This is a genomic window from Janthinobacterium sp. FT14W (assembly GCF_009208755.1).
GTDB lineage: Bacteria > Pseudomonadota > Gammaproteobacteria > Burkholderiales > Burkholderiaceae_D > Janthinobacterium > Janthinobacterium violaceinigrum.
In genome coordinates this window covers 100,418-117,932 of record NZ_WFLL01000005.1, presented here as the reverse complement: position 1 = coordinate 117,932, position 17,515 = coordinate 100,418, and the positions used below count along the sequence as shown (strand labels likewise).

Here is a 17,515-nt window from a genome sequence, read left to right as displayed (position 1 = left end):
GCAGCGCTCGGGGGCGGTCATCCGTTCGGGATAGAAACGCCCGTGCCGGCGCGTTTCCAGGGCGGTTTACAGGTCAGGCTGGCTTGCGCTTGCCTGCGGAAACGCGGTTCCAGCCGTAGCCGGCGGCGATGATGGCCAGGATGGCCGCCTGCGCCAGCAAGGTTTCCGCCGTGGGCAGGATGCCCAGCAGGTCGATGCGCATGAAGTCGACGGGGGTCACGCCCACCCAGCCCGCTTCCTGCAGCGCGGCCACGCCTTTGCCCATCAAAATGACGGCCAGCACGGCCACGAAGGCGGACGTCCACGAGAAGAACTTGCCGATTGGCATGCGAGCACTGGTGCGCAGCAAGGCCCAGGCGATGACGACCAGCAGCACGATGGCCACCGCGAAGCCGCCCAGCAGGGCGCCGCCATTGCCGTCCGCCGCCAGGGCCGAGTAGAACAGCACGGTTTCAAACACTTCGCGGTAGACGGCGATGAAGGCCAGGGCGAACAGGCCCCAGGCCGAGCGCCGGCTCATCGCTGCCGTGAGTTTTTCGTGCAGGTATTCCTGCCAGCGCCCGGCGCTGCTCTTCTGGTGCATCCACAGGCCCACGCTGAGCAAGACCAGGGCCGCGAACACGGAACCAAGCCCTTCGCTCACTTCGCGGCTGGCGCCGCTGATGGTCACCAGATACGTTGCCGCCACCCACGTCAGGCCGCCTGCCGCCAGCGCGCTGGCCCAGCCCGCGTGCACATAGGGCAATACATCGTTGCGCTTGGCCTTGCGCAGGAAGGCGATGATGCCGATCACGATCAGCAGCGCTTCCACACCTTCGCGCAGCAAGATCGTCAGGGCGCCGATAAAGGTGGTCATCGGGTCCGCCTTGGCGTCGCCCAGCTCCGCTTCCACGTGGGTAAACAGTTGCTGCAGCGTTTCGCCCGCCGCCTCGGCGTCGGCCACCGTGCCCTTGGCCACGGCGGAACGGTAGGCCAGCATGGCGTTTTCCACGGCCAGCAGCAAGGACTTGTTGCGCGCGCCGACCATCGGCTCGATGGGCTCGAAACCGTCCAGGTAAGCGGACAGCCCCAGGCGCGTGGCGCCCGCGCGGTCGCCCGCGTGCATGGCGGCCAGGCTTTCCGCCAGGCGCAGGCGCGACAGGGCCAGGCCGGCCGGCTTGTGCGCCTCGGCCTTGTCCGGATGGCTGCGCAGGTAGGCCGTCAGCGCCCGGGCTTCGTCCGCGCCCAGCTTGGCGGCCGCGGCTTCCTGCGTCAGGGTCGTCACGGCGGCCAGGTCCGCGTACAGTTTTTTGCTGCGCGGATCGTCCTGCCACAGCGTTTCACCGCGCGCGCTTGCCGCCGCGTCGTGCGACATGCCGCCCACGAAGAAGGCCAGGTCCCAGCGCTCGTTTTCGGACAGCTGGCCGAAACTGGCCATCGAGGTGCCGGCCACGCCTTGCGAGATGACCTGGTACAGCGCCATCAGGCTGCGCGACTGCGCCCGTTCGCCATCCGTGAAGGCGATCGGTTTCGGTTCCAGGCTGGCCGCCAGCGGGCCGTCGCCGCCGCCGGTCACGCCGTGGCAAGACGCGCACTGGGCCGCATACAGGGCCGCTCCCCGCGCCAGGTTGGGCAGCACCTTGGGGGCCACGGGGATCGGGTAGGCGGCAATCAGCAAGCCATTCGCATGGTGCGCCAGGCGCTTGACTTCCACGCCGTCCGCCTTGGACACGACGGCCGCGCGCAAGTCGGCGATGGCGGCGGCAATGGCCGCCTTGGAAGCGTGGGCGGGCAGGGCGGCGATCTGCGTCGTCGCGTTGTCCGTGAAGTCGAGCATTTCCGCATATTCGGCCTCGCTGACCACCTTGCCATGCTCGACGGCGCCGCTGTAATCGACGGCAACATAGTCAATCAATTGCCACAACTGCTTGGCGCCGGCGCCAGGATCCGTCGCCTGCGCTTGCGCGCCGCCGGCCAGCAGCAAGCTGGCGGCCACGAGCGGATAGCATACGAGCCATTTCTTGATAGAACTGAACATGATTCTCATTCTCATTTGTCGTTAACCCGGCGACTATAGGACAGACGGTGCGGGGTGTCAACGGCGCACGGGTGCGCGCAGTGGCAAACATCGCCGTCCCGATCAATATGCTTGGCCAGGACGGCGAGTCTGGAGAATGGAACGAGGGGGGAAGCTTATTGCTTCGATGCCGGTTTCGCGTACAGGCCCCTGGCCAGTCCGCTGTCCGCATCGTCGACTTTCAGGCCTCCCTGGACGACGCGCAAGGCCAGCTTCTGGAATGCCTGGCCCCGCAACCACTGCGGGTCGGTGACGGCGAATGCGGCGAGGCGTTCCTGCGCGCGCTCCGGCGGCACGGCCAGCCATTGATAGTCGGCCTTCGAGCCCTGGCGGCGCAAGCCGGCGCGCACCCAGCGTTCCGACGCGGGCATGGAGACGATGGCGTCGCCGTTCGCCACGCTGACGGCCGTGGCCGTCTTGCCGCTTTGCGCTTCGAACTTCACTTCCACGCCGGCCATCGGCCCCAGCCGGGGAAAGCCGACGATGGCCACCCACACACCCGCTTCGGCGGGTTTCTGGATGTTCATTTCCGTTTCCTCGAACACCCGAAACAGGGGGGCCTTGCCGCCGTTGCCCGCCACCAGGGTCACCAGGTCCCCGGCAAGGCGCCACTCGCCGCTGGCTTGCTCGTCGGTATTGCCATAACTGAGCATCCATTCGAACGTGCCGTCCTTTTTCAGCAGCAGTTCGGAGCCCGTTTCCATCACGCCTTGCAGGTAATAGTGGCCGGGCAGAGCGGATGCGGCCCCGTCGGCCGCGCCGGCCGGGATGGAGAAGACGAGCGCGGCGCAGGCCAGCAGGTGGGGAAGCGAGATTTTCATCGGTGTATCCTGTCGATTATGAGATGCCATCATAACAACGGCCACTTCAATGCCGTCGCACGACACACCGCACGGCCGGCGGCGCGCCGCTCAGCTGCCGCTGAAATCGAGCACCACGCGCGCGGCAACCTTGCCATGTTCGAGCCGGCCGAAGATCTCATTGATGGCCGACAGCGGCTGCAATTCCACGTCGGCCTGGACATTGCCGGTGGCGGCAAAGGCGAGCGCCTCGGCCATGTCCTGGCGCGTGCCCACAAAAGAGCCGCGTATCGTCACGCAATTGGCGACCACGTCGAACAGGGGCGTCGGGAAGTCGCCTGGCGGCAAGCCGACCAGCACGCAGGTGCCGCGCTTGCGCGTCATCGCCACGCCTTGCTGGAAGGCGTCGATCGACGGCGCCGTGATCAGCACGCCGTGCGCGCCGCCGCCCGTCGCCTCGCGCAGGGCAGCAACGGGGTCGCCCTGGCGGGCATTGATGGTCACTTCGGCGCCCAGGGCGCGTGCGTGTTCCAGCTTGCCTTCATCGATGTCGACGGCCGCCACGCGCAAGCCCATGGCCAGCGCATAGTCGATGGCCAGGTGGCCCAGTCCGCCGATGCCGGACACGACCAGCCACTGGCCCGGCCGCGCGCCCGTTTCCTTGATGCCCTTGTAACTGGTCACGCCCGCGCAGATGATGGGCGCCGCCTGCACGGCGGACAAGCCGGCTGGAATGTGCGCGACATAGCGCGGGTCGGCCAGGATGTATTCGGCAAAGCCGCCATTCCTGGTGTAGCCGCCGAACTGCGCTTCGGCGCACACGGTTTCCCAGGCTGCCAGGCAATGTTCGCAATGGCCGCAGGCCGAATAGAGCCAGGGCACGCCGACCCGGTCGCCCAGCTGCACTTCCGTCACGCCCGTGCCCATGGCCACCACCAGGCCGATGCCTTCGTGGCCGGGAATGAACGGCGGCGTGGGCTTGACGGGCCAGTCGCCGCGCGCCGCATGCAAGTCAGTGTGACAGACGCCGCACGCTTCCGTCTTGACCAGGATCTGGCCAGGGCCGGGAACCGGCACGGGTACGTCGCGCAGCACCAGCGGCTGGCCCAGTTGCTCGACTACGGCGGCTTTCATGGTAGTGGGTGTCATGTTATTCCTTGTGAAGTGGCGAATGCGTAATGCAGGACGCAGGCGCTCTGCCATGGTCTGTTCAGCAGAGACTTGCGAATGATCATATTCTGCTGCACACAATAGGAAAATTGATTGATCTACATCAACATATACCGGGAGGGGAGAGGATAAATAGAAGCAGCTGGAACGATGCTTTTTCGCTGCCTGCTGTTTAGCAAATCACTTGCCGGTACCCAGGGCTTGTAGCGGCTGCGGGGCAAATAGCGCACTCTGGAATTCCGGCACGTATTCATATTTCATCATCTTCCCCAGCTTTAATGACTTGATATAGCGGGAGAAGCTGCCGTCGCCCAGTTTCAGGCCGACGGCGTCCGTGCTCGTACTCGATGCGTAGCTCAGCTGGCGGGAAACGGCATAGCCATACGTCAGCTTGCCGGCCAGGTCCTTGTTGGTGAAGCTGTTGCTCACCAAATCGGCCTTGTGCGACAAGTCGCCCAGTTTTTTTCCTTCAAAAACAAAATCGAGCTTTCCCGTTTCGCTATCCGTGACTTCGAAGGCAATGCCTGATTCGGTTTCCTTCAGCTTGATATCCGTCAGCCACTTGGGCAGGTTGTAGCCGACGACGCCGCGCACCCGGGCCAGTTCCGTGTTCACGGGCAGCTTGAGCACATAGCCCCAGAAGTCCTTGGACAGCGCTTGGCCCAGCAAGGTGAAAGGGCCAAAGCTGCTTGCGCCGGGTTGATTGGTCACAATCGCCAATGAGATTTCATTGTAGCTGTCGTTGTCGCAGTAATCATAGGCGTAGGCCGTCAATGCCACGGCGCCCCGGCCTGGCCATACCTGCAGCGGCTGCACCTGCTTGCGTATGTCTTCCGGCATCAGTTCCTTCAGCCTTTCCAGGTCCGCCGTAAAGACGGCCGTGATCTTGCGGTTCTTGTAATAGAAGTTCGGCGAATACGATTCAAAGCCGATGGCCACCTTTTCTTTTTTAATCCCCTTGAACCAGCTCAGGTCGACGTCCGGCGCTTCCGCCGCAATGACCGATAAAGGGGGATTCGAGCGAAACCGGTCATACAGGCCGCCAGCCTTCACGGGAACGTCATGGCCCGCGATATTCATGACGACCTGCGTGTTTTCCACGCCAGTGTCAGCCCAGGAAACGCTTGCTGCCGTACTCAAGATCAATCCCGTGGCTGCCGCGGCAATTTTCATTGTCATTTCTCGTACCTCTAATGATTGATTTGGAAAAGTTAATTTAAGACCCACTACGGCCATTACGCGGCAAGCGCATGCCTGTTCATCCTGCGGCGATACTGGCGATTCCTGACGATGGTTTCCAATTGCTGAACCAATAAGGCCAGGGCAGGGGCCACATTCGGCTTGGTACGCCTGCCCTGGCTCAGGCGCCGCAGCTGATACTTCACCATCGCCATATAGGCGATGGACGACAGCACCTTGTTTTTCCAGGTGATGGCCCGGAGCGACGGACTGGCCGATCGATTGGAACGCCATGCTTCAGGCAGCTGGGGATCGAGCGCCAGCGCCGTCCCCATGCCGGCCATGGCGATGCCGCTGTCCAGCACTTGCCCGACCACCTGGTAGCGGCGTATGCCGCCCGTTACCATGAGCGGCATGCTGGCCACCGTGGCGATGTCCTTGGCGAATTCGAGGAAATAGGCTTCGCGGGCCAGCGTGCGGCCATCGCGGGTCTGGCCGTGCATGGCCGGCGCTTCATAACTGCCGCCAGACAATTCAATCAAGTCCACGCCCAGCGTGTTGAGCATGGATACGACCTGCCTGGCATCTTCCGCACTGAATCCGCCTTTCTGGAAATCCGCCGAATTGAGCTTCACCGCGACGGCGAAGCCCTTGCCGACAGCCTGCCGCACCTCGCTGACGACGTCGACCAGCAGGCGCGCCCGGTTTGTTATCGATCCGCCCCAGCGGTCGCTGCGCTTGTTGGTAATCGGGGAGAGGAACTGGCTTATCAGGTAACCGTGCGCTGCATGGATCTGCACGCCCGTAAAGCCAAACTGCTCCGCCAGCTGCGCGGCCCGGACAAAGCGCTGCTTCACGTCGGCAATATCGGCCTCAGTCATTGCGCGCGGCGCCGCAAACTGCTTGGAGAAGTTGCCCAGGTCCATGGACACGGCTGACGGCGCCATGGTTTCCTGTCCCATGGCGGCAGGCATCTGACGTCCCGGATGGTTGATCTGCATCCATATGTGCGCGCCCCGTGAACGGGCCGTACGGGACCAGTTCTCGAAGCGGGCGCCAAATTGCTCTGACTCAAGCACCACTCCGCCGGGGCCCGTCATGGCGCGGCGATCGATCATCACGTTGCCAGTGATCATCAGACCAACGCCGCCGTCAGCCCACGACTGGTACAAACGGATCAGCTCCTCCGAGGGGGCGTGGTCCTGGTCAGCCATGTTCTCTTCCATGGCGGCTTTGGCGAGGCGGTTGGGAATGACTGCTCCATTGGGCAATGTGAGTGCGGTAAAGGGGTTCATGCTTATCTCCAAGGTTGCGATAGCCTCACGATAAGCTTTAAGCTAACTTGAAGGTCAAGCACTAAAAAGTAAAAAAGAAGCGGCATGTGTCCCTTTTCAGACACTGTTTGGAGCAGTTGCCGGTTTGTGGAACAGCAAAAGTCTTGCGATTGTTCCTCAGTGCTTGACATTGAAGCTGGCTTTAACGTTATAGTTCACCGTGCTGTGTCTGGCGGACATGGCTCGGCATGCTCAACCATTCAGCAGGAAAAATCATGAAAATTGGTGAATTGGCCAAGCGCAGCGGCTTGGCAGCGTCAACGATACGATTCTATGAATCCAAGGGCTTGTTGAAAGCCGTGAGCCGGCAATCGAACGGCTACCGCGACTATCCGCTGGAAGCGGTGGCAGTACTGTCGATTATCAGCGACGCGCAGCAGGCGGGATTTTCCCTGGACGAAATCAAGCAGGTCTTGCCTGAGGATATATCCGCATGGAAACACGATGAACTGATGGCCGCGCTCAAGAAGAAGATTGCGGATATCGAATCGCTGGAAGTGCGATTAGCCCAGAACAAGGCGCATCTCTTGTCGCTGATTCAATTGATAAATGCGAAACCTGACGATTTGAATTGCAAGGATAACGCTGCCAGAGTCATGGAAAGCATAGGTATTGCCGGCAAAAACTAAGTACAAATTGGTTTTATCCGGTAAAACGAGCCATGACAAAACCGTAGCGAGCGCAAGGGAGTTGTGGCTGAGAAGCGCCACGCCACTGTACGAAGGAACAGGGACGCCGGGTCAGTGGGCGATGGAGAGAATGAAAAAGACGGGCCCTTCCTGATCAGAGCCCGTCGGCAAAACCCTACTCGGTACGATCGTAGCCAAATTGAAGGCCCGCCGTTCCGCCGGTTTCAATGAACAGATTGATAAAGGCCGGTACGGTTTCCGAACGCTGCCAATCGCGCTGCAGTTCGCAGAAGAGTTGAGCAACACTGATCATTTTGCCCCCCGCCTGCTCGATGCGACGCAGGGCCATTTCGTGAGCCGTGACCGAAGTGCCGCCGACGGCATCCGCCACCACATACACGTCATAGCCTTCGCGCAGGGCGTCCAATGCGGGGAAGGTCAGGCAGGCCTCGGTCCACAGCGCGGTCATGATCAGTTTCTTTCTGCCAGTGGCTTCCACGGCCTGGCGAAACTCTACGTCTTCCCATGAATTAATACTGGTACGATCATAGGTGGGAAAGCCGGCCAGTGCCTTGCCTACCTGGCTGATGGGCGGCTTGTTGAGGCCAGTCCGTACGTTAACGGTCGAGTGTACGATAGGCAGCCCATAGGCCACAGCAGCCTTGCAAGCGCCGACAATGTTGTTGACCAGCAACTGGCGGTCCATCGACGCGATAGAGTTTACTTGCACCGGCTGATAATCGATGATGATGAACGCCGAGTTCTGAGGTGTGAGCAAGTCATCCTTTTTCGGGTCACGCAGTGCTTCGCTTGTCATAATCGTCTCCTTCTGGTTAAAGTTGGTGTGCGTCTTGCACACAGAAAAGTACTTGAAATGCCACTTACGCTATCGGTTCGAGAACGTAAAAGAGTTCGCGACGTTCTACGTCAGCATCGCCAGTCTCGTGAAAGTGGCGAATGTGTTCACTGAAATTATGGTGTTGCTGTTGTGCCTCCGGGTCCGCCCAGCGTTCAATGAAGACGAACCGTCGCGGGTCGCCAGCGTCAGCATAGGCTTCGTAGCGCAAATTTCCGCGTTCCTGTCTCGATGGAGCAACCAAGGCCGCGAGGTTTCTCCGCAGGGCCACCTCTCTGCCTGGCTTGGCGTACAGCACGACAATCTGATTAAGCTCTTGCATCATGGCCTCCTGTTTTTGGTCATGGAAAGACTGCGTAGTTGCAGCCGTGCATTGTTAACTTGCGACGGCGTTCCATGTGCGACGCAGTCCATGTACGCATGATGACTCCCCAGCTTGTAGCGATGCCGGATGGCATCGCCGGCTTGAACTCCATTGCCGCCTACTTGGCCGGCGAATACTTGAACGCGATGATCGAACCGGGGTTATCCAGTTTGAACAAGGCATTGCCTGCGTTGGTCGTGCCAAGGTGGCTGGTGTCGGTCGCCACATAAATCGTATTGCCGTCCGGGCTGATCACAAGGTCGCGGTAGCGGTTCGCCGAACGGAACAGGGGCTCCGCGTCGCCCAGTGGCAGCGTGCCGCTAGGATCGAGCTGCACGCGATAGACAAGGCCGCGTTTCAGGCTGGTGATCAGCAGTGAATTTCCCCAGCCGGGCACGCCCTGTTTGCCGCCGCGATAATAGGCGATGGAGGAGGGGGCGATGGTTGGCCAGCAGATGTAGTACAACTCCTTGTCCGCGCAGACCGGGTTGGCGAAGTTGAAGTCGTTGCCGACGCTAAAGAAGGTCTTCAGCGGTTCCACGAAGTCGGGGTCTGACCATTGCGATTCCCGTGTCACAGGCACTTCCGGCGGCGCTGTCAAGCCATTCTGGTAGGTGTCCTTGACCTTGTCGCAGCCGCCCTTGGCCGCCGAATAGTTCGCATAGGCATAGCCCTGGTCATCCTTGCGTCCGGCGACGTTGGGCCAGCCGTAATTACGGCCCGGCAAGATCATGTTCAGTTCATCGTCGGTGTTGGGCCCCTGGTCGGTGGCAAACAGCCGGCCTGCCGGGCTGAATACCATGCCTTGCGTATTGCGGATGCCCCAGGCGTAGATATGGCTCCTTACGCCATGGATGGCGGGGTTGTCGGCCGGGATTGAGCCATCCAGGTTCAGGCGCAGGATCTTGCCCATGTAATGCCGGTAGTCCCTGCCTTTGACCTCGTCCTCGGTGGGCAACACCTGCGCCTGGTTCGGCAGGCAGAGATAGGCAAGCTGGTTGCGGCCCTGGTCGCCGATCGAGTAATAGAGTTTCTGGTCCGGTCCGAACAGCAGGCGCGCGGACTGGTGGTCGTGAGCGGAGGGCAGGCCTTTCAGGATGTCCACCGGCGATCCCAGCTTCTGCGTCCTGGCGTCATAGGTGTAGCGGCGGATTGCCGTGCCGTTCGGGAAGTCGCCCCCCTTGCCGGTAGCGTAGGTCATCGAAACATAGACGTAGTCGTGACCTTTGCCCTTCAACAGGTCGGGATGGAGTGCGAGGCCGAGGACACCGTCTTGCGCATCATCCGAATAGACCGCGTCCGCGATTTCAATCGCCACGGTAACCTTGCCATTGCGCGTGTCAACGCGGCTCACGCGCTTGGAAATCTGTTCCGTCAGCCAAAGCTGTCCGTCCGGGCCGAGCACCATATTGTGTGGATTGGCCAGGCCGGTTGCGATTACCGTCTTTTCGAAATGCTGCGGCAACTCCGGGACAGGGGTACCCGTCATAGGGGGCAGATCTGCCCAGGCTGCTCCTCCAGTCAACATAAGCGGTAAAGCGAATGCGCTGATTATCCAGTGTCTCATGTTTCACCTCCCTTTTTTTAAAGACAAACCATCCCCAAGCCCACGAATTGTGGACTCCTACCTGACGTAGCGTTAGAAAAGTCAGGAAATCAGTGAGCTTGTTTGATTTCCATCAATATGTGTATATTGAAAATGTGTCAAAAGAATGCGTTCAGTGTAGAAAGTCTTCTGGAAAGCAGGAAGAGAGTGAACACGAAACACGGTGTTCTGTTTTAGAGAACACCGCGTGTTGCACAACTAAGGCTGATTTTCCCAAGGCAGTGGCAGGGAAAATTGGAAGCGCAGAAAGTCGATCACGGCACGAACCTTGCGGCTTTGAAAGCGTCGACTTGGGTACAGCACATAAATGCTGTCAGGCAGGGGCGTATGAGGCAAGACCACTTCGACCAGTCGTCCATCGCGCAGCGCGTCGGCGGCAATAAAGCGTGGCAGCAGGCAAATACCGAGACCTGCGATGGTCGCGTCGCACATCACTTCCCCATTGTTGAAAACCTGCGACGCCGTCACCAGTGCGGTGCGTGCAGGGCTGTCTTTCGAAGCGGGTTCGAACTGCCACAGCTGGCCTGAATGGACATAGGCGTAACCGATGCAGCGATGGTCCGCCAGCTCGTCCAGCGTCCTGGGCGTGCCGTGCCGCGCCGCGTAATCAGGACTGCAGACTACGACGCGGCGGCTAAGGCCCAGCTTGCGCGCGACCAGCGACATATCCTTGAGCGAGTGGGTAATCCGCAGCGCCAGATCGTAGCCGCCGCCTTCCACGTCGACCTTCTGGTCGTCAAGGTCGATGACCAGATTCAGGTTGGGATGCTGTTGCATCAGGCCGAACAGCATCGGAGCCAGGTATTTCCGGCCGAAAGTCATCGGTGCGGCGATGCGTACCTGACCGCACAGGTTGCCCTCATCTTCGACAGTCGAGCTGGCCGCATCTTCGAGCTGCAGCACCAGATCACGCGCCCGCAGGTAAAACTGCTGTCCGCGGTCGCTTGCCACGGCACCACGCGTGGACCGGTGCAACAGTTGGGTACCCAGCGCCTGCTCCAGATCGCCTATCCTTTTGCTGATCGCCGACTTTGAGATGTTCAGGCGCAAGGCGGCCGCAGTAAAGCTCCCGGTCTCGATAACCAGCAGGAAGGCCTCAATATCATTAAGCCGATAGCGCATTTTTAGAGCTAGAGTTCCCCGTAACTTCCACGCGCAAAATCGGCCATGGCTTGCGCAATTTCTGCTCTTCAGCGCATGACGGTGTCGCGGCAAGAAAACAGCAGCCGCACCGCATCCCGGAATGCAGGTCGGATTATTGTCTGACCAGTATGACGTAAACAGCAAACTTCCTCAAGGAGTGCAGCAGATCTGTCCTGCATCTGCATCGTCAGCGCCTGCGGGGAGCGGATTTTTACGAGCGATGGATGGGGTGAAGGGGTAAGGGCTGGGGAGGTGCGTTTGAATTAGTTTGCATTAAGCTGCTATTCGCACGGAAAATTCTCAAAGATTGATAATGTGCTGCAGGTCCGCCGCAGCGCATAAAGAAACTGCTTAACCACAGCATCGACATGAAACTCGGCGCGTCAATGCATCGTCCGGTGTTGCGGCTCGATTCTCGAAGATGAGGGAAGACCTGCGCGGTCAAGTGCCATCACCGCACCGAATGGATGTGCATGCTTCCGAAGTAGCAATGCCCTACGTACCCGTAATTTTACATAATATAAATTATGCGAAATTAACGATGGATTTGAGAAAACCCCCATTTGGCCAACTCTCCAATCGCAAATGCGATTTCCCCATCTGCGCGTTGCTGTCTTTCCCCATCTGCGCGTTGCTGTCGCCGCCGCTGCGGGCCTTCACATGTACAAGCTACATGAAATACGGTTTGTCCCCGTCCGTGTTTGGCTTGTTCACGCCCAGGTTGGCGTGCCGGTGCAAGTCTGGCGCTGCGATGATGCTGGCGATCAGGTCGGCCACGCTCTTGCGCGATACCACGGTGCCTTTGAACGGTGCGTGGCGCGTGGTCAGTTCGTAGTCGACTTCGTCTTCGTTCGTCATCCAGGCTGGACGCACGATCGTGTATGCCAGGCCGGACGCTTCGATGGCGTCGGCAGCGCGGCGGAATGGTTTCAGGTCTTCGGCCAGCATGGCGTTGTTCCATGCGCCGAACTTGCCGGGAACTTCGTCGTAGATGCCCATCGACAGGACGAAAACCAGGCGCTCGATACCAGAGGCCCGCATGGCGGCAATGATGCTGGTGGCCTGGTCGTCCATGTCGTCGCCCACGAGATTGGCGTAGACCAGGTCGTGACCTGGCATCGCTTGCCGCAGCAAGGCCTGGTCCAGCACGTCTCCGGCCAGCACGGTACCGTTGGGCGGGACTGGCGTGGGCAGCTTGCCGGGATTGCGCAGCAACAGCGTCAAGGCGATGTCGTCACGGCCCGCCAAGGCACGGATGACCCACTGCGCCACTTGTCCGCCTGCGCCCAATATCAATATCTTTTTCATTATTTCCGCTTTCATCATGGCACGGCGCCATGCAGGAAGTTACAGGCTTTCTTTGGCGAAAGGAATACGGTGCGCTTGAAAACAGGATATCGCCCGGTGATGCGTGCCGGTCGATCGCCTGCTCTCGTGCTGCATTGCCGCCCTGACAAGCTTGTCAGGGCCTGTAGTCTATCAAATTCACTATGAAATCAATCTTTTATCGGCTATTGCGAATGAAAAATCTCAACATTGAAACCTGATAATCAAGAGGCCCGCATGACCGAGGCGCCTCGCCGCACCGCGCTTTTGCCACCGTGCGGCAGGTACAGACGCGCAACCTGGCCGGCATTGTCGCGCTTGCCATATGCCGATTTACGCAAGGAAACCGCGCCGTAGCTGCCGCACGGCGTCCTCCTCCCTTCCCCGCCCTGCCCCCTGGCGCTATTCCGGACACCATACCAGCGCGCCAGAAAACAGCCACTGGTATGGCCCGCATTGCCCTTCTGCTGGGACCAGATGGAAATTGGTATTGTGATCTTGCGCAAAGAATAAAACCAGTTGACTACCACCTGCAATGCTTGCACTCTGAAACAGCGGACGGTGTCCAGCCGTCCGGCCATATAAAAACACACAAGGAGATGCGATGAACCGGACAGTCATGAATACCCTGATCATTACCCTTTTCGGCGGAACGCTGGCCGCCTGCGGCGGCGGCAGCGACGGATCCAGCGCTGCCGCAAGCCAGCTGCTGGCAGGCGCGACCGCAGCGGTGGCTTGCTATACGCCATGGAACAGCGCCACCGCCTACAACGGCGGCGGCCAGGCCAGCTACAACAACGTCAATTACACGGCCAACTGGTGGACGCAAGGAAATAACCCGTCCACCAGCAGCGGCGGCGCCGGCAGCGGCCAGCCCTGGACGGCGGTGGGAGACTGCGGCACGCCGACTCCAACACCTACGCCAACTCCGACACCTACGCCCACCCCGACACCTACGCCAACGCCAACTCCGACACCCACGCCGACTCCTACACCGACGCCAACGCCGACGCCGACGCCGACGCCAACTCCCACACCAACGCCGACGCCGACGCCGACGCCTACCCCCACGGGCTTGGCCAAGCACGCGCTGATCGGCTACTGGCACAACTTCACCAACCCCAGCGGCGCCACCTATCCGATCAGCCAGGTCAGCGATGACTGGGATGTGATCGTCGTCTCGTTCGGCGACAACGCGGGCGGCGGCAATGTCAGCCTGACCATCGATCCGGGCGCGGGCACGGAAGCGCAGTTCATCGCCGACGTGGCGGCCAAGCGGGCCAAGGGCAAGAAAGTGATCCTGTCGCTGGGCGGGCAAAACGGTTCCGTTTCCGTCGGCAACACGGCCGAAGCGACGAATTTCACCAACAGCCTGTACGCCATCATCACCAAGTATGGCTTCGACGGCATCGACCTGGATCTGGAAAACGGCGTGGCGCAAGGCGCGGCCATCCAGACCTATCTGCCGATCGCCGTGAAAAACCTGAAAGCCAAGGTCGGCAACAGTTTTTACCTGTCGATGGCGCCGGAATGGGTGTATGTGGAGGGGGGATATACGAGCTACGGCAGCATCTGGGGCGCCTACATTCCCATCATCAACGCCTTGCGCAGCGAGCTGACGGTGCTGCATCCGCAGTACTACAACAATGGCGATATCTACACGCCGTACGCGACGGGCGCCATCAAGGCGGGCTCGGCCGACCAGCTGGTGGCCACGGCGCGCATGCTGATCGAAGGGTTCAACTATGGCGGCAACACCTTCGCGGGCCTGCGTCCGGACCAGGTGGGCTTTGGCGTACCGTCCGGCCGCAGCTCGGCCGGCTCGGGTTTCACGACGAATGCCGACGTCGGCAATGCTCTCAATTGCCTGACGCGCCTGCTCAATTGCGGCACCATCAAACCGCTGCAGGCGTATCCGGACTTCCGCGGCGTGATGACGTGGTCGATCAACTGGGACCGCCACGATGGCTATAACTTCTCCGCGCCGACGAAGAATGTGCTGAAAACCCTGCCGTAAGGCGCCAGGCAGGCCGGAGGCGGACTGCCCTCCTCCGGCCTGCCGCTACGCCACCATATATATGGTGGTGTGCTCAAGCCCCGGCCTGGTACACCAGCCGGTTTCGGTCGGCAATCAGGCAGTCATGCACGCGGTCGCGCCAACTGGGCTTGCCGTCATGGGCCAGCACGTGCCGCGCATACGCGCAAAAACGGGCCGCATCGATATGTTCGGCGCGGGCAATACCACCAAAACGCCGGTCGTAAACAAAGAACCGCAGCCGCCATGTCATGTCTGTCCCGCCAGGCACCGCGCTCGGGCGCAGCTCTTCCCGTTCGACGGACACGGTAATCGCTTCCGCATGGCGCTTGCTTGACTGGCTCAGCTGGCAAAATAAGTTCCAGGCCTGCATGTCTGCGTGGTAGTGGCACGTCGACACGCCGCGCACCAGCGGATACTGGCCCGTGTGGCGCGCAATGCGGTCGCAGGCAAACCTGGCCAGCACTGTGCGGTGATTCCCGCCGCCGTCCGTATACCAATGTGTGCCGTCGATGGAGCCGAGCATGATGCCGTTGTCCAGTTCGCCGTTGAAATAATAGCCGGGGTTGCGCTCGAATCGGGCAAAGACGCCGCGCATCTTGCCCGGCCGGTATTGCGGTTGCAGCGCCGCCTCGCGCCACGATTGTCCCGCATAGTGGCCGGTCTGGCCCACCACGTTGCGCATGTCCATGTGCACGTCACGCCGCCGGCACGCGCGCACGACGAAGTCTTCCAGGCTGGCGCCATGTTGCGTAGGAAACATATCGCGCCATTCGGCAATCTCGCGCAGCGACCAGGCCTGTACCGTGGTCAGGATGTCATCAAAAAGAGTCGTCATTCGTTTCTCCCGTCACCAGAAAATACTGGCCTGCCTGGTATAGGGAGCACGGGCGCTGTGCGAGGGCTAAAATGCGCAATTTTATAAAATACAATGATAATGCTATTTCAATAGTTAATATCTATGAGTTCAGTTGAGATATTTTACTTCCTTTTGTAAATGAGAATCGTTACTATCTAATTCAAGGATAAGCGATTTCAACAGAAAGGAGCATCCCTTGTTTACAGCGATCAAAACATTCAGCCAGGTCTGCACGCACATGTCGATTGCCTTCGGCCTCGCCTATTTGCTGACGGGGTCCCTGGCGCTCGGTGGCTTGGCCGCCATCATCGAACCGATCATCAACGTTGCCCTGCTGCCCGGGCATGAAAAAGCCTGGCACGCGATCCGCCGCCGCCATGCGGCCAGCCGCCTGGGCTTTGCGGCAGTGGCCGGCGAAAAGCTCAGCCAGACGGCCCTGCACATGGGCGTGGCTTTCGGCGTCATGTACTGGGCCACGGGCTCCATGGCCTTCGGCGGCTTGCTGGCCGTGGTCGAGCCGATCTGCAACGTGATCGTCCTGCCCTTCCACGACCGGCTGTGGGAAAAAGCCCGCTTTCGCCTGGCAAGCCGCGGCGCGGCCCGCCTCGCCTCCCTGTAAATACCGTTCTTAATTCCCCGCCCACACGGGCGGGCGCCGCTGCCCCCACGGCGCCGCCCGCTCCAGCTGTCCCGCCAGGCGCAGCAAGGCGCCATCGTTTCCATAGCCCGCCATAAATTGCATGCCGATCGGCATGCCATCGGGCGACTGCGCCAGCGGCACGGACATGGCCGGCAATCCAGCCACGTTGGCCAGCGGCGTGTACGGCGAGTGTTCGAACAGGCGCGCCGTCCAGCCCAGACCGTCGAGCTGTTCCTCATTCTCGCCATAGCGCCCCAGCTGCCACGGCAAGTCCGGCAAGGTGGGCGTCAGCAGCACGTCGTACTGGCCGAACATGGCGCCGGCGTGGCGCGTGACCGTGTTGCGCACGTCGAGGGCGGCCACGAAATCGACGGCCGACACCGTCTGCCCATGGCGGTAGCAAGCCAGGGTCGCCGGCTCCAGCGTAGCGAGCGACACGGCGCGCCCGCTTTCGCGCGCCAGGCCATCGATCCACGGCACCAGGTTGGCGCACCAGATGCTGGCATTGGCCTGCACGAACGCTGCCCACGATACCCCCAGCGCGGCCGGCACTTCTGCCACGTGGTGGCCCAGGCTTTCCAGCAGGCGCACGGCGGCGTCCAGCGCGGCATCGATGGCGGGCCCGGGCCGGGCGCCATTGCAGGCGGCCCGCTGCACGGCGATGCGCAGCTTGCCGGGCGCCACGCCTACCTGCGACAGCCAGCTATGGCCGGGCGCACCGGTCACATACGGCTCGCCCGGCGAGATGCCTTGTACGGCATCGAGCAAGGCGGCGCTGTCGCGCACCGTGCGGCTCACGCCCAGCTGCACGCCCAGGCCGCTGAAGATCTCGCCCATGGCGGGGCCGTTCGACACCCGTCCCCGGCTGGGCTTGAAGCCAAACAAGCCCGTCGACGCTGCCGGCACGCGGATGGAGCCGGCCGCATCCGTCGCATGGGCCAGCGGCACGATGCCGGCCGCCACGGCCGCCGCCGCGCCGCCGCTGGAGCCGCCCGCGCTCAAAGCCAGGTCCCACGGATTGCGCGTGGCGCCGTACAGCACGGGTTCCGTGGTGGTGGCAAAGGCCATTTCCGGCGTGCCCGTGCGGCCCAAGGTCGCCAGTCCCGCCTGGCGGAACTGCGTCATCAGATGGGAGTCAAACGTGGCCACATGGCCGGCGCCCAGGCGGCTGCCCGCTTCGCTGCGCTTGCCCGCCATCGTGACGGCCACGTCCTTGATCAGAAATGGCACGCCCGCGAACGGCGCGGTGCTGACTGTGCGGTCGATGGCTGAAACATCCGCGGGCCACAGCTCGACCACGGCATTGATCTGCGGGTTGACGGCGGCGCAGGCGCGCACGGCCGCGTCCTGCAATTCGGCCGCCGAGACGGCGCCACCGCGCAGCAGCTGGGCCAGTCCCAGACCATCAAAGCTTGCATATTCATGGAGTTGCATAAGTTAGTTCCTGTAAAAGATGAAGAGTGGAAAGCACAGGAACCACTGTAGGGCTTGCGCTATCATAGTGGAAATGAATAGTTG

General features: G+C 61.2%; 15 protein-coding genes. 3 read left to right on the top strand and 12 right to left on the bottom strand.

Going from position 1 to position 17,515, the window contains the following annotated elements; translation table 11 throughout:
• Positions 1 to 73: 73 nt before the first annotated feature.
• The 5 genes from GCN74_RS05865 to GCN74_RS05845 form a co-directional block, all read right to left on the bottom strand.
• Positions 74 to 2,017 carry a cytochrome c/FTR1 family iron permease gene (locus tag GCN74_RS05865; protein WP_193316980.1) on the bottom strand — a complete coding sequence of 648 codons (1,944 nt, stop codon included), beginning with the start codon at positions 2,015 to 2,017 and terminating at the stop codon, positions 74 to 76.
• A gap of 155 nt (positions 2,018 to 2,172) precedes the next feature.
• The gene (locus GCN74_RS05860) at positions 2,173 to 2,877 is read right to left on the bottom strand and encodes a hypothetical protein (protein ID WP_152255778.1); all 705 of its coding nucleotides are present in this window, start codon (positions 2,875 to 2,877) and stop codon (positions 2,173 to 2,175) included.
• Positions 2,878 to 2,967: 90 nt separating this feature from the next.
• A complete protein-coding gene (locus GCN74_RS05855) occupies positions 2,968 to 4,005 on the bottom strand; it encodes a zinc-dependent alcohol dehydrogenase (protein ID WP_226938882.1) in 1,038 nt (345 codons plus the stop codon).
• Between the two features lie 201 nt (positions 4,006 to 4,206).
• Entirely contained in the window at positions 4,207 to 5,205 is a 999-nt protein-coding gene (locus GCN74_RS05850) for an acetoacetate decarboxylase (ADC) (RefSeq protein WP_226938881.1), read from the bottom strand.
• 56 nt (positions 5,206 to 5,261) lie between these two features.
• Complete coding sequence (locus GCN74_RS05845; RefSeq protein WP_152255777.1) at positions 5,262 to 6,500, bottom strand: NADH:flavin oxidoreductase/NADH oxidase family protein; 1,239 nt, start codon at positions 6,498 to 6,500, stop codon at positions 5,262 to 5,264.
• A 254-nt stretch (positions 6,501 to 6,754) separates the two neighbouring features.
• On the opposite strand from GCN74_RS05845, the gene GCN74_RS05840 reads away from it, so the two are divergent.
• On the top strand, positions 6,755 to 7,168 hold the full coding sequence (locus tag GCN74_RS05840; protein ID WP_152255776.1) for a MerR family transcriptional regulator: 414 nt from the start codon (positions 6,755 to 6,757) through the stop codon (positions 7,166 to 7,168).
• Positions 7,169 to 7,343: 175 nt separating this feature from the next.
• Here GCN74_RS05840 and GCN74_RS05835 read toward each other — a convergent pair whose 3' ends face one another.
• The 5 genes from GCN74_RS05835 to GCN74_RS05815 form a co-directional block, all read right to left on the bottom strand.
• Entirely contained in the window at positions 7,344 to 7,985 is a 642-nt protein-coding gene (locus GCN74_RS05835) for a hydrolase (RefSeq protein ID WP_152255775.1), read from the bottom strand.
• 64 nt (positions 7,986 to 8,049) lie between these two features.
• Positions 8,050 to 8,349, bottom strand: a complete 300-nt coding sequence (locus GCN74_RS05830) for a putative quinol monooxygenase (protein ID WP_319633451.1) — start codon at positions 8,347 to 8,349, stop codon at positions 8,050 to 8,052.
• A gap of 157 nt (positions 8,350 to 8,506) precedes the next feature.
• A complete protein-coding gene (locus GCN74_RS05825) occupies positions 8,507 to 9,877 on the bottom strand; it encodes a glucose/sorbosone family PQQ-dependent dehydrogenase (RefSeq protein ID WP_226938880.1) in 1,371 nt (456 codons plus the stop codon).
• 315 nt (positions 9,878 to 10,192) lie between these two features.
• On the bottom strand, positions 10,193 to 11,116 hold the full coding sequence (locus GCN74_RS05820; protein WP_152255773.1) for a LysR family transcriptional regulator: 924 nt from the start codon (positions 11,114 to 11,116) through the stop codon (positions 10,193 to 10,195).
• Positions 11,117 to 11,806: 690 nt separating this feature from the next.
• Positions 11,807 to 12,445, bottom strand: coding sequence for an SDR family oxidoreductase (locus GCN74_RS05815; protein WP_152255772.1), 639 nt, complete (start codon positions 12,443 to 12,445; stop codon positions 11,807 to 11,809).
• A 622-nt stretch (positions 12,446 to 13,067) separates the two neighbouring features.
• On the opposite strand from GCN74_RS05815, the gene GCN74_RS05810 reads away from it, so the two are divergent.
• Positions 13,068 to 14,480, top strand: coding sequence for a chitinase (locus tag GCN74_RS05810; protein ID WP_226938879.1), 1,413 nt, complete (start codon positions 13,068 to 13,070; stop codon positions 14,478 to 14,480).
• A 73-nt stretch (positions 14,481 to 14,553) separates the two neighbouring features.
• Here the strand turns inward: GCN74_RS05810 and GCN74_RS05805 are convergent, their stop codons facing one another.
• Entirely contained in the window at positions 14,554 to 15,336 is a 783-nt protein-coding gene (locus tag GCN74_RS05805; protein WP_152255771.1) for a hypothetical protein, read from the bottom strand.
• Between the two features lie 217 nt (positions 15,337 to 15,553).
• On the opposite strand from GCN74_RS05805, the gene GCN74_RS05800 reads away from it, so the two are divergent.
• Positions 15,554 to 15,976 (top strand): DUF2061 domain-containing protein, encoded by a 423-nt coding sequence (locus tag GCN74_RS05800; protein WP_152255770.1) that lies wholly within the window; start codon positions 15,554 to 15,556, stop codon positions 15,974 to 15,976.
• A 9-nt stretch (positions 15,977 to 15,985) separates the two neighbouring features.
• Here the strand turns inward: GCN74_RS05800 and GCN74_RS05795 are convergent, their stop codons facing one another.
• Positions 15,986 to 17,431 carry an amidase gene (locus tag GCN74_RS05795; RefSeq protein WP_152255769.1) on the bottom strand — a complete coding sequence of 482 codons (1,446 nt, stop codon included), beginning with the start codon at positions 17,429 to 17,431 and terminating at the stop codon, positions 15,986 to 15,988.
• Positions 17,432 to 17,515: the final 84 nt, after the last annotated feature.

Bases quoted from the DNA above. Each gene is read 5' to 3' on its own strand.
- GCN74_RS05865 (WP_193316980.1), bottom strand. From the start codon at position 2,017: ATGTTCAGTTCTATCAAGAAATGGCTCGTATGCTATCCGCTCGTGGCC.
- GCN74_RS05860 (WP_152255778.1), bottom strand. From the start codon at position 2,877: ATGAAAATCTCGCTTCCCCACCTGCTGGCCTGCGCCGCGCTCGTCTTC.
- GCN74_RS05855 (WP_226938882.1), bottom strand. From the start codon at position 4,005: ATGACACCCACTACCATGAAAGCCGCCGTAGTCGAGCAACTGGGCCAG.
- GCN74_RS05850 (WP_226938881.1), bottom strand. From the start codon at position 5,205: ATGACAATGAAAATTGCCGCGGCAGCCACGGGATTGATCTTGAGTACG.
- GCN74_RS05845 (WP_152255777.1), bottom strand. From the start codon at position 6,500: ATGAACCCCTTTACCGCACTCACATTGCCCAATGGAGCAGTCATTCCC.
- GCN74_RS05840 (WP_152255776.1), top strand. From the start codon at position 6,755: ATGAAAATTGGTGAATTGGCCAAGCGCAGCGGCTTGGCAGCGTCAACG.
- GCN74_RS05835 (WP_152255775.1), bottom strand. From the start codon at position 7,985: ATGACAAGCGAAGCACTGCGTGACCCGAAAAAGGATGACTTGCTCACA.
- GCN74_RS05830 (WP_319633451.1), bottom strand. From the start codon at position 8,349: ATGATGCAAGAGCTTAATCAGATTGTCGTGCTGTACGCCAAGCCAGGC.
- GCN74_RS05825 (WP_226938880.1), bottom strand. From the start codon at position 9,877: ATGACGGGTACCCCTGTCCCGGAGTTGCCGCAGCATTTCGAAAAGACG.
- GCN74_RS05820 (WP_152255773.1), bottom strand. From the start codon at position 11,116: ATGCGCTATCGGCTTAATGATATTGAGGCCTTCCTGCTGGTTATCGAG.
- GCN74_RS05815 (WP_152255772.1), bottom strand. From the start codon at position 12,445: ATGAAAAAGATATTGATATTGGGCGCAGGCGGACAAGTGGCGCAGTGG.
- GCN74_RS05810 (WP_226938879.1), top strand. From the start codon at position 13,068: ATGAACCGGACAGTCATGAATACCCTGATCATTACCCTTTTCGGCGGA.
- GCN74_RS05805 (WP_152255771.1), bottom strand. From the start codon at position 15,336: ATGACGACTCTTTTTGATGACATCCTGACCACGGTACAGGCCTGGTCG.
- GCN74_RS05795 (WP_152255769.1), bottom strand. From the start codon at position 17,431: ATGCAACTCCATGAATATGCAAGCTTTGATGGTCTGGGACTGGCCCAG.